This is a genomic window from Streptomyces sp. NBC_01320 (genome assembly GCF_035974375.1).
Classification (GTDB): Bacteria; Actinomycetota; Actinomycetes; order Streptomycetales; family Streptomycetaceae; genus Streptomyces; species Streptomyces yanii.
On the sequence record NZ_CP108390.1, the window covers coordinates 11,095,549 to 11,108,124 of the forward strand.

General features: G+C 68.7%; 13 protein-coding genes and 3 pseudogenes. 6 read left to right on the plus strand and 10 right to left on the minus strand.

Features of this window, described 5'->3' with window-relative positions; genetic code table 11:
• Positions 1-243 precede the first annotated feature (243 nt).
• Positions 244-797 (plus strand): annotated as a pseudogene (locus OG395_RS50870) (Tn3 family transposase); the annotation flags it as partial.
• A 189-nt stretch (positions 798-986) separates the two neighbouring features.
• Here OG395_RS50870 and OG395_RS50875 read toward each other — a convergent pair.
• Positions 987-1,565 (minus strand): TetR/AcrR family transcriptional regulator, encoded by a 579-nt coding sequence (locus OG395_RS50875; protein WP_327248963.1) that lies wholly within the window; start codon positions 1,563-1,565, stop codon positions 987-989.
• Positions 1,566-1,654: 89 nt separating this feature from the next.
• On the opposite strand from OG395_RS50875, the gene OG395_RS50880 reads away from it, so the two are divergent.
• The 3 genes from OG395_RS50880 (at position 1,655) to OG395_RS50890 (ending at position 4,327) form a co-directional block, all read left to right on the plus strand.
• Positions 1,655-2,101 (plus strand): DUF1772 domain-containing protein, encoded by a 447-nt coding sequence (locus OG395_RS50880; protein ID WP_327248964.1) that lies wholly within the window; start codon positions 1,655-1,657, stop codon positions 2,099-2,101.
• Between the two features lie 325 nt (positions 2,102-2,426).
• Positions 2,427-2,852: a DUF4267 domain-containing protein gene (locus tag OG395_RS50885; protein WP_327248965.1), complete on the plus strand. Its 426-nt coding sequence runs from the start codon at positions 2,427-2,429 to the stop codon at positions 2,850-2,852.
• A 278-nt stretch (positions 2,853-3,130) separates the two neighbouring features.
• Positions 3,131-4,327: an RNA-guided endonuclease InsQ/TnpB family protein gene (locus OG395_RS50890; RefSeq protein WP_327248966.1), complete on the plus strand. Its 1,197-nt coding sequence runs from the start codon at positions 3,131-3,133 to the stop codon at positions 4,325-4,327.
• A gap of 114 nt (positions 4,328-4,441) precedes the next feature.
• On the opposite strand, the pseudogene OG395_RS50895 reads toward OG395_RS50890, so the two are convergent.
• The 7 genes and pseudogenes from OG395_RS50895 to OG395_RS50925 form a co-directional block, all read right to left on the minus strand.
• Positions 4,442-4,571 (minus strand): annotated as a pseudogene (locus OG395_RS50895) (IS6 family transposase); the annotation flags it as partial.
• A pseudogene (locus tag OG395_RS50900) lies at positions 4,508-4,903 on the minus strand (hypothetical protein); the annotation flags it as partial. The pseudogenes OG395_RS50900 and OG395_RS50895, both read right to left, overlap by 64 nt.
• An 83-nt stretch (positions 4,904-4,986) precedes the next feature.
• Complete coding sequence (locus tag OG395_RS50905) at positions 4,987-6,024, minus strand: TIGR03571 family LLM class oxidoreductase (RefSeq protein WP_327248967.1); 1,038 nt, start codon at positions 6,022-6,024, stop codon at positions 4,987-4,989.
• Between the two features lie 193 nt (positions 6,025-6,217).
• A complete protein-coding gene (locus tag OG395_RS50910) occupies positions 6,218-7,048 on the minus strand; it encodes an aldo/keto reductase (protein WP_327248968.1) in 831 nt (276 codons plus the stop codon).
• Between the two features lie 15 nt (positions 7,049-7,063).
• Entirely contained in the window at positions 7,064-7,426 is a 363-nt protein-coding gene (locus OG395_RS50915) for a nuclear transport factor 2 family protein (protein WP_327248969.1), read from the minus strand.
• On the minus strand, positions 7,426-7,845 hold the full coding sequence (locus OG395_RS50920; RefSeq protein WP_327248970.1) for a GlcG/HbpS family heme-binding protein: 420 nt from the start codon (positions 7,843-7,845) through the stop codon (positions 7,426-7,428). The genes OG395_RS50915 and OG395_RS50920 overlap by 1 nt, the downstream gene beginning before the upstream one ends.
• A gap of 47 nt (positions 7,846-7,892) precedes the next feature.
• Positions 7,893-9,104 carry an MFS transporter gene (locus OG395_RS50925; protein WP_327248971.1) on the minus strand — a complete coding sequence of 404 codons (1,212 nt, stop codon included), beginning with the start codon at positions 9,102-9,104 and terminating at the stop codon, positions 7,893-7,895.
• A 148-nt stretch (positions 9,105-9,252) separates the two neighbouring features.
• Here OG395_RS50925 and OG395_RS50930 point away from each other — a divergent pair, with 148 nt between their 5' ends.
• Positions 9,253-9,723 (plus strand): MarR family winged helix-turn-helix transcriptional regulator, encoded by a 471-nt coding sequence (locus OG395_RS50930; RefSeq protein WP_327248972.1) that lies wholly within the window; start codon positions 9,253-9,255, stop codon positions 9,721-9,723.
• Positions 9,720-10,649 (plus strand): NADP-dependent oxidoreductase, encoded by a 930-nt coding sequence (locus tag OG395_RS50935; protein WP_327248973.1) that lies wholly within the window; start codon positions 9,720-9,722, stop codon positions 10,647-10,649. The genes OG395_RS50930 and OG395_RS50935 overlap by 4 nt, the downstream gene beginning before the upstream one ends.
• Before the next feature lie 122 nt (positions 10,650-10,771).
• Here the strand turns inward: OG395_RS50935 and OG395_RS50940 are convergent, their stop codons facing one another.
• Entirely contained in the window at positions 10,772-11,230 is a 459-nt protein-coding gene (locus OG395_RS50940) for a MarR family winged helix-turn-helix transcriptional regulator (RefSeq protein ID WP_327248974.1), read from the minus strand.
• A 96-nt stretch (positions 11,231-11,326) separates the two neighbouring features.
• Complete coding sequence (locus tag OG395_RS50945; protein WP_327248975.1) at positions 11,327-12,472, minus strand: cation:dicarboxylate symporter family transporter; 1,146 nt, start codon at positions 12,470-12,472, stop codon at positions 11,327-11,329.
• Positions 12,473-12,576 lie beyond the last annotated feature (104 nt).

A 12,576-nucleotide genomic window follows, 5' to 3' on the forward strand; every position in this document is an offset into this window, starting at 1 on the left:
GTTGCATCAGCGCCGGCAGATACACCCCGCCTCCTCATTGCACCGCCCTTACCTGCGCGCACGCGTACACGCATGGACAAGCTGATGGACAACGAGACAGGCACCTGGCGGGTCGTAACTGAGACGTCCACGTACCTCCTGGACCTTGACTCGCGAACGGTGACCCGCATACCGGACCAGGGCGCAGGGACGCCCGAGGGCCTCGAGCCCGCCATCGTCACGCATCAGAAACTCGACGGCGGCTCACTGGTGACCGGGCAGGTCCGCGCGTACGACCTGCTGCGGATGTTCGGCCGCGAGGGGCGGCCGACCCCGCTGGGCCAGGCGTTCGCCGAGTACGGGCGCATCGCCAAGACCCTGCACCTGCTCCGGGTCGTCGACCCGGTCGACGACACCTACCGGCGCCAGATGAACCGGTAGCTCACCGTCCAGGAGTCACGGCACAAGCTCGCCCGCGACATCTGCCACGGCAAGCGCGGACAGATCATGCAGGCCTGCAGGACGGGGCAGGGGGACCAACTCGGCGTGCTCGGCCTGGTTCTCAATGCCTCCGTTGCTCTGGACAACGCGCTACCTCGACGCCGCCGTCGACCACCTGCGGACCCTGCCTTCCGAGGAGCGGGAGCATGATGTTCTGGACGAGGACGTGGCCCGGGTCTCCCCGCTGAAGCACGCCAACCTCAACTGCCTGGGCCGCTACAGTTTCGCCCGCCCGCCCGCCATGCGAGGGCCTGCGCCCACTGCGTGACCGGGCGACCGTTCACTTCGACGAGGACGACGAGGGCACCGGCGAATGACGCGGCGTCAGGGCGCGTATCGGGTCGTGCTCAATGAGCATCGCAGCTTCCGGGGCGGGTGCCCGTCTGGGGTACGGGGCCCGGCGATCTGCGGCTGCGCCGTGTGGGCGCGAGTGACCAAGAGCGTTGCCGCAGGCAGGCAGCGGCGGGGAACGAGGGCCCCGGCTGCGTGCCCGCCGGGACGGTGTGTCAGATCATGGCGAGCCGGTCCACGAGCAGTTCCACCCTCTGCGCGGCGTCCTCTGGCAGCAGCCGTCCCGCCCGGGTCAGGGTCGCAAGGCCGTGCAGGGCCGCCCAGAACACCTCGGTGAACAGCCCCGGGTGGACGCCGTCCCCGGCGACCTCGCCCAGGCTCTCCAGCAGAGCGGCGAAGGCGTCCTTCAGCGGCTCCTGGGTGTCCTGCTGTGCGAACGTCAGGCCGCCGTCGAGCTGGAACAAGGCGTCGTAGACCGCCGGGTTGCGTGCGGCGAAGTCGAGGTAGGCGCGGGCGAGGGCGGTGACCCGGGGGCGCGGGCCGTCCGCGGCGGCTGCCGCGGCCCGCACCGCCGCGGCCAGCTCGGTGGCGCCCTCCAGGGCGACGGCGCCGATGATCTCGCGCTTGCCGCGGAAGTGGCTGTAGAGGACGGGCTGGCTGTATTCGATGCGCTCGGCGAGGCGGCGGGTGGTGACCGCGTCCCAGCCCTGCTGCTCGGCGAGTTCGCGGGCCGTCGCCAAGATGAGACGTTCGCGCTCCGCCCGTTCGCGCTGCTTGCGTTCCTGTACCGACATGATTCGATCCTAGCACCGCTAGACAATCAAGCGACAGTAGTACTAGCGTTGCCTCATCAGCTAGCAACACTAGATGTCAGGGGGGCATCATGTTCAACGCACTCGAGGTCGTCACCACCGTGATCGTCGGCGTGATGGTGGGGGTGGAGTTCTCCGTCGCCTTCGTCATGAACCCGATCCTCAACGCACTCCCCGAGGACAGTGGCCAACTCGGCCATGCCCATGGGGGCCGGATGCTCGGCGCCGTGATGCCGGTCTGGTACATCGGCTCGCTCGTCCTCGTCGCGGTCTGGGTCATCGCCGGATGGCGCCACCACGGCACCGGCCTCGTCGTCACCGCCGGCGCGCTGCTGATGCTCAGCGTGATCATGTCGATTCTGCTGCTCGTCCCGATCAATAACCGGAACAAGACGTGGACCCCTGACAACCGGCCCGCCGACTGGAAGCAGCAGATGAACCGCTGGGAACGCTTCCACTACGTCCGCGTCGCCGTCATCATCGCCGCCTTCGCCCTGCTGGTCGCCGCGCTCACCTGATACCAAAGCCGCCCCGACATGCGCTGATTCGCCCCGTTATATCGACGGCTTTCGCCCCGTCGGGGTGAGCGCGACAGGGCTTCGGATTACTGACCCCGCGGGCCGACGCCGCGCCGGTGGCGCACAATCCCCACTCCCCGGGCGGCAGCTGGCCACCGAAATCCCGACATCCGGGAATGCAGCTGTCGCTCAGATCCCACAACGGCGATCCCGACAAACTACGCCCCTCGATCAGCCGCGTCCGCGCGGCCTGATCAGGCTCCACACGACTCAGCAAGCTCCACGAAGCTCACCAAGCCGACGAAGACTCGCAAGGAGAAGAACAATGTCGCTGAAGAAGATCAACACCGTCCTGGCCGCCGCCTTCATCCTCTTCATCCTCTGGTTCGGGGCGGAGTTCATCCTGAGCCCGGAGACGACGGCACCGGGCTTCGGCCTGCCGAGCTGGCCGTCCGGCGACGGCAACGGCTTCCTGATCATCAAGGGAATCCGCGACGTCGTCTTGGCCCTGGTCCTGGGCATCCTGCTGGTGACGGGCCATCGCCGGGCGCTGGGCTGGGCGCTGCTGGTGGAGGCCCTCGCCGCGTACGGCGACATGACCACCGTGCTGGCCCACCACGGCTCCGTGGCCACCGCGCTCGGCGTCCACTGCCTGACCGCGACACTGATGGTGGTCAACGGCCTGCTGATAATGCGCGAGACCCGCAAGGTCGCGGCCGCTCCGGCAACGCCCGCCCCGCAGCCCGCCTAACGCCACCTTGGCGCGTGTCGGTATTCGCCTGCCGGGAAAGGCGAGGCGCACGATCTTCTTCCAGCGGTCGGCGGCCTGGTTCCGTTTCTCCGGGACGGCGCAGCGCGGCCCCTGCCCCGATTCTCATCTGATTCCTCCGTGGATACTCCGCCCTTCAGGGTGGAGAGGAAACGGACTCCTGCGGAGCAGGGCAAGGGCTGCGATTCGCCGCCGGGGCGGATCACAGTGCTCTGACCCGCAGGTTTGATCTTTACATGCGGTCGCATTAATTTGTGAGCGTGACCACGAACCACGTGAAGCGGGCGTTCAAGTACCGCTTCTATCCGACGGATGCGCAGGCAGCTGAGCTGTCGCGCACGTTCGGATGCGTGCGGAAGGTCTACAACCTGGCGCTTGCGGCCCGCACGGAGGCGTGGACGCGGCAGCAGCGGGTCAACTACAACCAGACGTCGGCCCTGCTGACGGCATGGAAGAAAACTGAGGAACTGGCCTTCCTCAACGACGTGTCGTCGGTGCCGTTGCAGCAGACGCTGCGGCACTTGCAGAGCGCGTTCACCAACTTCTTCAGCAAGCGGGCCAAGTACCCGCGCTTCAAGTCCCGCAAGAAGTCCCGCAAGTCCGCCGAGTACACCACCAGCGGTTTCCGCTTCCGGGACGGCAGGCTGACTCTGGCGAAGATGGCCGAGCCGCTGGCCATCGTGTGGTCGCGCCCGCTCCCCAAGGGGGCGAAGCCGTCCACTGTGACGGTCTCCCAGGACAGCGCCGGTCGCTGGTTCGTCTCCATGCTGTGCGACGACCCCACCGTCAAGCCGCTCCCCACCACGGACGCGGCGGTCGGTGTCGATGTCGGTCTGAACCACCTCCTGACGCTCTCCACCGGTGAGAAGATCGCTAACCCGAGGCATGAGCGCACGGACCGTGCCCGGCTCGCGAAGGCCCAACGCACCCTTGCGCGCAAGGCCAGGGGTGACGGCGCCAACCGCAGGAAGGCCCGGCTGAAGGTCGCGAAGATCCACGCCCGGATCGCCGACCGGCGCCGTGACGGCCTGCACAAGCTGACCACTCGGCTCGTTCGTGAAAACCAAACGATCGTGATCGAGGACCTGACCGTGCGAAACATGGTCAGGAACCGGAGCCTGGCCCGCGCCATCAGCGACGCGGCATGGGCCGAGTTCCGCAGCCTGCTGGAGTACAAAGCCCAGTGGCACGGGCGGGAAGTGATCGCGGTCGACCGCTTCTTCCCCTCCTCCAAGCTGTGCTCCGTCTGCGGCACCTTGCAGGACAAGATGCCGCTGCACGTCCGCACCTGGACGTGCGCCTGCGGCACGACCCACGACCGGGACGTGAACGCCGCACGCAACCTGCTGGCCGCCGGACGGGCGGTGTCGGCCTGTGGAGCTGGTGTAAGACCTCAACGGAGAACTCCGGGCGGGCAGTCGGCGATGAAACAGGAAGTCTCACGGCGCGAGCCGTAAGAATCTCCCTCCTTCAGGAGGGAGAGCGTCAAAAGCGGTCCTTTGCCCCCAGGTTGTTGGTGTGCCACTTGTCCCCGGGCCGGGGCCGCCGGCGGCGCAGTCCGTCTGCGTAGGCCTGGCCGAACTTCAGACACCAGTGGCGTACCGTCTCGTAGGAGACGATCACGCCGCGCTGCAGCATCAGCTCCTCCACCTCACGGAATGACAACGGGAAGCGGAAGTACAGCCACACGCAGTGGGAGATCGCCTCGACCGGGTACCGGCGGCCCTTGTACGACGGCGACGCGGACGACTCGAGCGTCGAACGGTGTTGGATGCGCTGGGTTCCCGCTTTCGCGTCCCGCTCGGCGACGGTCCTCCAGGGGGCCGGTCCGTGGTGGGTGGGCGGGTTCCCTCACGCCCCGGGGCGCCCGGTCCGGCCTGGACGGTCCGATGCCCCGCACGATCACTCCGGTCGTGTGGGGGCGGTGCCGTCCGACGCCGGACCGGGTGCCCGAGGGCGCGTCGTCCGATCGCGATACCGGCGGCATCGTGACGGGACATCTTTCGGCGTGGGGTGGCCAGCGGTTTCTGCCACGAATGCTCGTCCTCAGTCATGTTACACCATGGTTGAAGGAGCGGACCTGCTGACATATGCGGAGCCGGTGTGCTGCCGGTGTTCAGGAGGCGACAACGCCGACTGTACCGGTCCTGGTCGCCGTGTTGGGGGTGGGGAAGTGCGGCAGGACCGTCTCGGCGAGCTCGTGGAGGACCTCCTCCACGGGGCGGTCGCCGGGGCGGAGGTTGAACGAGACGTGGGCGACGCCGAGTTCCCCCATCGTCCGCAGATGGTCGATCAGGGCCCGGTGCCCGGTGCGCAGACCGAGCCGGATCGGGCTTGCAGCGGTGGACGGATCCCCGGTGAGGTCCAGCTGCATGGGCGTGAGGTACGGCTTGGGCGTGCCGGCGGTCAGCTCCTGCCATTCCCGCGTCTTGAGGCGCAAGGCCCCCAGCGGACGCGGGTAGTTGAGGGACGCGTCCGCGTTCTGCGAGATCCACTCGGCGGACTGCTGGGCGTGCCCGGCGATGGCGAGGGGCACGGACGGGCCCGTCGGTTTGGGCAGGACGTCCAGATGGCGGTCGGGGCCCAGACCGAGCTCGGGCAGCTCCATGCCCGCGCCGTCGGTGTGCCGGGCCCACGCGGCGCGCAGGATCTCCACGCCTCGGCGGAACGTGGTACCGCGGCTCTGGAAGTCCTCCCCGAACAGCGGGTACTCGACGGGCCGGTCCCCGCTCGCGAGGCCGAGGACGAACCGGCCGCCGGAGAGCACGTCGACGGTGGCCGCGGCCTTGGCGACCAGCAGCGGATGGCGCAGCGGCAGCACGACGGCGGCGGTACCGAGCACGGCCCGTTCGGTCACGGCCGCGAGGTGCCCGAGGTGCGTGAACGTCTCGAAGACGGAGCCGGCGTCGCCGAACTGCTCGGGATCGTAGAGGGGGACGTCCCGCACCCAGAGCCCGGCGAAGTCCAACTCATCGGCCAGGCGGGCGAGTTCGGCATGGCGGGTCAGGTCCGGGACGCCGAAGGGGCGGTCCGCGGCCCGGTCGGCGCGCAGCCGGGTCGTGCTCCAGTCGTTGTCGAGGGGCAGTTCGAGACCCAGAGTCGGCAGGCCCGCGGGGCTCACGAGCCGGTCCAGGGCAGTAGGAGTGGAGGACATAACCAGGGACACCTTTCAGCATCGAAACGACGCAGGGGAGGTGGGGTGGGGCGACCGGTGACGGCGCCGGGATGCGACGCACGGCCGGAAGTGGGGGCTCGCGCGGGCGGGACCTGCCATCCACGCCCGCGCGAGCCGGAGCAACCCGGCGGGACGGCGCGGTGCGTCGCCCCGCCCGGGCCGGTCGGAAGGGTCAGTTGAGCTGGTCGGGGTGCGGGCCCGTGCGTAGGTCGCGGTCGAGGGCGGCGATGGCGGTCATCTCGTCGTCGGTGAGGGTGAAGTCGAAGACGTCGAGGTTTTCGCGGATGCGTGCGGGCGTCACGGACTTGGGGATGACGATGTTGCCGAGCTGGAGGTGCCAGCGCAGGACGACCTGGGCGGGCGACTTGCCGTGCCGGGCGGCGATGGTGGTGATGGCGTCGTCCTTGAGGACGGCGCCCTGCGCCAGCGGGCTCCACGCCTCGGTGGCGATGCCGAGCCGGGCGTGCGCGGCGCGCAGCGGGTTCTGCTGCAGGCCGGGATGCAGCTCGATCTGGTTGACCGCCGGGACCAGTTCGGTGTCGGCGAGGAGCCGCTCGAGGTGCGCGGGCTGGAAGTTGGACACTCCCGCGGTGCGGATCCGGCCCTCGGCGACGAGCTTCTCGATGGCCTTCCAGGACTCGCGGTACAGATCGCGGGCCGGGGTCGGCCAGTGGATCAGGTACAGGTCGACGTGGTCCAGGCCCAGCTTGGCCAGGCTGGCGTCGAAGGCCTTGAGTGTGGCGTCGTAGCCCTGGTCGGCGTTCCACAGCTTCGTGGTGATGAACAGGTCCTCGCGGGCGATCCCGGAGTTGGCGAGGGCGCGGCCGACGCCGGTCTCGTTCCCGTAGATCGCGGCGGTGTCGATGCTGCGGTAGCCGGCCTCCAGGGCGGCGCTGACCGCGGCGGTGGTCTCGTCGTCGGGGACTTGGAAGACGCCGAAGCCGAGCTGGGGGATCTCGACGCCGTTGTTGAGGGTGACGGTAGGGATGACGGACGGTGCCATGGTGCGTGTTTTCCTTCAGGCGGTGCGAGCAGTACGGGTGGAGAGGGTGTAGTGGACGGTCTGGGCGCTGATGAATCCGTCCCGGAAGACGAACGTGTCGACGCCGTCGGTGACCTCGTGGGTGACGGTGGTGGCGGTCCACTGCAGGAACAGCACGTTCCCGGCGAACTGCGGGGTCAGCCGCCAGTCGGCGTCGGGGAGGTCGGCGAGCAGTCGGCCGATGCCCTCCCGGACGCCGGCGCGCCCGGTCAGGGCGCCGTCGGGGGTGACGAAGACGGCGTCCTCGGTGTAGTTCCGGCTGATCAGGTCGAGATCACCGGTGCCGAGGCGGGTGCCGTGGTCGGCGAAGACCTCCTGCGGCGTGCGCGTGGCGGACATCAGGACAGCTCCCCGATGGCGGCCCGGGCGAAGCCGTGGTCCTGTTCGGGGGCGCCGCCGCCGACGCCGATGGCGCCGATGAGGCGGCCGTCGCGGTGGAGGGGGAGGCCGCCGGCGATGAAGAGGAGGGGCTGGTCGAGGGCGGTGGGGAGGCTGTGGAAGGGGCCGTCGGGCTTGACGAGGTCGACGAGGTCGGCGGTGGGGGCGTTGAGCTGGAGGGCGGTGTAGGCCTTGCGGGTGCTGGTCTCGCCGGAGATGAGGACGGCGCGGTCGTCGCGGCGGAAGGCGAGGAGGTGGCCGCCGGCGTCGAGGACGGTGACGCTGACGGTGACTCCGGCTGCTTCGGCGGCGGTGCGGGCGGCGGTCACGAGGATTTCGGCCTCGTCGGTGGTCAGCGGGGCGATGGCGGTGGTGCTCATGAGGGGTCCTTCACAGGGGGGAGTGGATTTGATGTGGGGCGGCCCGGTCAGTTCCGGATAGCCGCCGGAGCCTTTTCGTTCACCGTGGTCCTGGCGACGACGCGTCCGGCGGTCCGGGTGCGGCGGTTGAGGTAGGCGGCGACGAAGGCGAGGAGCAGCGCGGCGCCGGAGAGCAGGGCGCCGACCCAGTTGGGGGAGGTGTAGCCCAGGCCCGCGGCGATCACGATGCCGCCGAGCCAGGCCGCGAGGGCGTTGCCGAGGTTGAAGGCGCCGATGTTGGCGGCGGAGGCCAGGGTCGGGGCGGCCGAGGCCTGGTCGAGGACCCACTTCTGCAGCGGCGGCACGGTCGCGAAGCCGAGCGCGCCGATCAGGGAGAGGGTGAGCGCGGCCAGCACCTTGTTGTGCGCGGTCGCGGTGAACAGGAGCAGGACTGCGCTGAGGCCCGCCAGAGAGGTGAAGAGCATCGGCATGAGCTTGCGGTCGGCGAACTTGCCGCCGAGCAGGTTGCCCAGGAACATTCCGATGCCGAACAGGACGAGCAGCCAGGTCACGGCGCCCTCGGTGTAGCCGGCGACCTCGGTCATCATCGGGGTGATGTAGGTGATCGCGGCGAACACGCCGCCGTAGCCCAGGACCGTCATCGCCATCGCAAGCCACACCTGGGCGTTCTTGAACGCCGCGAACTCGCTGCGCACGTCCTGCGTCTTGGGCCGGCCCATCTCGGGCACCAGCTTGGCGACGCCCAGGACGCCGATGACACCGAGCGCGGCGACGATGAGGAACGTGACGCGCCAGCCCGCGGCCTGGCCGATGGAGGTGCCGCCGGGGACGCCGACGATGTTGGCCACGGTCAGGCCCATGAACATCAGGGAGATGGCCGAGGCCTTCTTCTCGGGCGCCACCAGGTCGGCGGCGACCACGGAGCCGATGCCGAAGAACGCGCCGTGCGCGAGGGAGGCGACGACCCGGCCGACGAGCATGAGGCCGAAGCTCGGGGCGAGAGCGGAGAGGGTGTTGCCGATGACGAACAGGGCCATCAGGAACATCAGCATCTTCTTGCGGGACACTTTGGTGCCCAGCACGGTCAGCAGTGGCGCACCGATGACGACGCCGAGGGCGTAGCCGGAGACCAGCCAGCCGGCGGTGGGGATGGTGACGCCGAAGTCGCCCGCGACCTGGGGCAGCACACCCATGATCACGAATTCGGTGGTGCCGATCCCGAAGGCCCCGATGGCCAGGGCCAGGAGCGCGAGAGGCATGGGGAGCTACCTTCCAGGTGATTGCGTGAGGCGCTTACGTTCCAACACAATAGTTGCAAGCGCCGGATAAGTGCAAGCGCGGTAAAAGGTGGAATGAATTTGCCTTCGTATGCAACTATGAGGGCGATGGCCCGACGAAGGAGGCCCGATGACCGCAACCGCCCCCGCGCTCACCGCCCTGGCTCACGGCTGGTGCGCGCTGTCCCTGCTGCACGACAGGATCGAGGCGCACCTGGAGCGCGTCCTGCAGGCCGGGCACGGCCTGAGCGTGCGCGAGTACTCGCTCCTCGACGTGCTGAGCCGCCAGCACGACGGAGAGGGCGGTCACCTGCAGATGAAGCAGGTCGCCGACGCCGTCGTGCTCAGCCAGAGCGCCACGACCCGCCTGGTCACCCGCCTCGAGGACCGGGGTCTGCTCATGCGTTACCTGTGCCCCACCGACCGGCGCGGCATCTACACGAACGTCTCCGACGCCGGCCTTAGGCTCCTCGAAGAGGCCCGCCCGACCAACGAGACGGCGCTGCGTGAAGCCCTCCAGGAGGCGGCCGAAGACCCTCGGCTGGAATCCTTGGTACGCATCTTCGAGACGGTCCCCGTGCCTGTGAGGGCTGCCGCATGAAGGCGATCACCCTCAACGGATACGGCGGACCGGAGACGCTGCGGCTGGCCGATCTTCCGGACCCGAAGGTCGCCCCCGGCGAAGTGCTGGTCCGGGTCAAGGCCGCAGGGGTCAACCCGGTCGACTGGAAGCTCGCCGAAGGACGCCTCGACGCGCTCATGGAGACGCACTTCCCCCTGGTCCCCGGCTGGGATGTAGCCGGAGTGGTAGAGCGGGTCGGCTTCGACGTAGAGGAGTTCGCGCCCGGTGACGAGGTCTTCGGCTACATCCGCAAGGACGCCGTCCAGTTCGGTGCCTACGCCGAGCTGGTCTCCGCACACGTGCGCATGCTGGCTCTCAAGCCCGCCGCGCTTACCTGGGAACAGGCCGCGGGCGTGCCCCTCGCCGGCCTGACGGCATATCAGGCGATCAAGAGGGTCGGTGTCCGCGCCGGTGACACCGTCCTGGTGCACGCGGCCGCAGGCGGCGTCGGGTCGCTCGGCGTCCAGATCGCTGTGGCGCTTGGCGCACGCGTGATCGGCACGGCGAGTGTGCTCAATCATGACTACGTGCGACAACTGGGCGCGGAGCCCGTGACCTACGGCACTGGGCTCGTCGACCGCGTGGCACAGTTGGCGCCCGGGGGAGTCGATGCGGCCCTCGACTTCGTCGGTGCAGGCGCCGTGGACGCATCGCTGCACCTTCTCGGACGGCCGGAGCGGCTCGCGTCCATCGCTGACCCCGAGGCGGCCGCGAAGGGCGGACACCATGTATGGGTCCGCCCCGACCCGGTGGGTCTTTCAGTCCTCGCCGACCTGGCCGAAGGGGGGAAGCTGGGTGTGCATGTCGAGAAGGTGCTCCCGCTCGACGAAGCGGCGGAAGCCTGGCGCCTGAGTAGCCAAGGGCACACGCGCGGCAAGCTCGTGCTGTCCGTGGAAGGGCTTTGAGCGGCTCGGTTGCCTACGTCGGCGGCCGGCCGGTCCAGGGTCGGCCGCGGGTGTGCCGCGAGGCCGCGCCAGGAAAGGGCGGGCCGGGGTGCGCGACTTGCCTGGACCGCTCGGGCCGGCAGTCAGGCAGGTGCGGTTCCGGATTCCACGACCTGCACCAGCGGGGCCAGCTCCGGCCGCGTGTTTGCCTCGTCCAGCGCTTCGCGCAGTGCCGCGTCGTTGGTTGGCCGTGCCTCTTCCAACAGCCTCATGCCCGCCGTGGTGACGTTCGTGTAGATGCCGCGCCGGTCGGTGGGGCACAGGTAACGCATGAGCAGATCCCGGTCCTCGAGGCGGGTGACCAGGCGGGTCGTGGCGCTCTGGCTGAGCACGACGGCGTCGGCGACCTGCTTCATCTGCAGGTGACCGCCCTCTCCGTCGTGCTGGCGGCTCAGCACGTCGAGGAGCGAGTACTCGCGCACACTCAGGCCGTGCTCGGCCTGCAGAGCGCGCTCGATGTGCGCCTCGATCTTTCCGTGCAGCAGGGACAGCGCGCACCAGCCCTGGGCCAGGGCGGTGAGCGCCGGGTCTGTGGCGGTCATGTGGTCCGAAGCCTCCGTGTGAGTGACTGAAGTCAAGGATAGGGCATAGTCGAAATTGCCTGCGATTGCATATATAGCGCGTATGCAAAGTGTTGTCTATGCATGTAGGGCGCGCCTGCATGAGTTGAGTCGCCCACCCACGCGCATCGGAGAAGGTGACGGACCATGCCTCTCGCACTCCTCGCCCTGGTCATCGGAGCCTTCGGCATCGGCACCCTCAAGGAAGCGGTCTTCAGCTCCGACGTCTTCGTAGCCGCCCGAGCCCTTGGAGTTGAGGAGCATGACGGCGAGAAGGCCGAGTTGCTGGGTGATGCTGAGGGGCGTGTCGGTGGCCTGGCCAATGTAGACGGCGGCCAGGGAGAGGTAGATGGAGCTGCCGTCAAGATTGAAGGAATAGCCGGTAGGGACGGTGGGACCCACGATGTCCCGGCGGACGCCGAGTCCTTCGAGTTTGGTCATCAGGCGGGGCAGGGCGCTCTCCGAGGAGGAGGTGCCGAGGACAAGCAGGAACTCCTCGCGCAGGTAGTGCAATAGACGGAAGATGTTGATCTTCAGGAGTGCTGTGACGCTGCCCAGAATCACGATGACGAAGAACGCCGAGGTGCCGTAGAAGAGGCCGATGAGCTGGCCCAGGCTGGTGAAGGTGGATACCCCGTACTTGCCGATGGTGTAGGCCATCGCCCCGAACGCGCCGACGGGAGCGGCCAGCATGACGTAGTGAAGGATCTCGAAGATCACTGCGCTGAGCCGGGTCACGCCGTTCACGAGGGGCTCACCGATCGGACCGACGGCCTTGAGCGCGATACCGAAGAGCACGGAGAAGAAGATGACTTGGAGGATGTTGCCCTCGGCGAAGGCGCCGACGGCGCTCTCGGACACCAGGTCGGTGATGAAGTGCCACCAGCTCTGTCCCTGCCCGTCCTTCACGTACTGGGCGGCGTCGCCCTGCAGGTGGAGGTCGCCTGGGTGGGCGTGGACGCCGGCGCCGGGCTGGAACACATTGACCGCGATCAGCCCGACCAGGAGCGCGACGAGGGTGCCTGCCTGGAAATACGCGAGAGATTTCAGCCCTACCCGGCCGAGGCTGTCGACGCTGCCGATGCCCGCCACGATGGTCAGGACGACGATCGGGGTGATGAGCATCTTGATCGCCGCGACGAAGGTGGTGCCGACCGGCCCGAGGGCTACTCCTGCCGACGGCCACAGCCAGCCGGTCAGGATGCTGGTGGCGATCGCGGTCACGGGGTTGAGACTGGTGAGCTCGCATGTTCAGGTGTCGCGTATTCGCAGCCGAGCCCAGATGGGGCTCGCGCTGAGTGACCTGCCCGAGCTCGGCGGCACCCGGC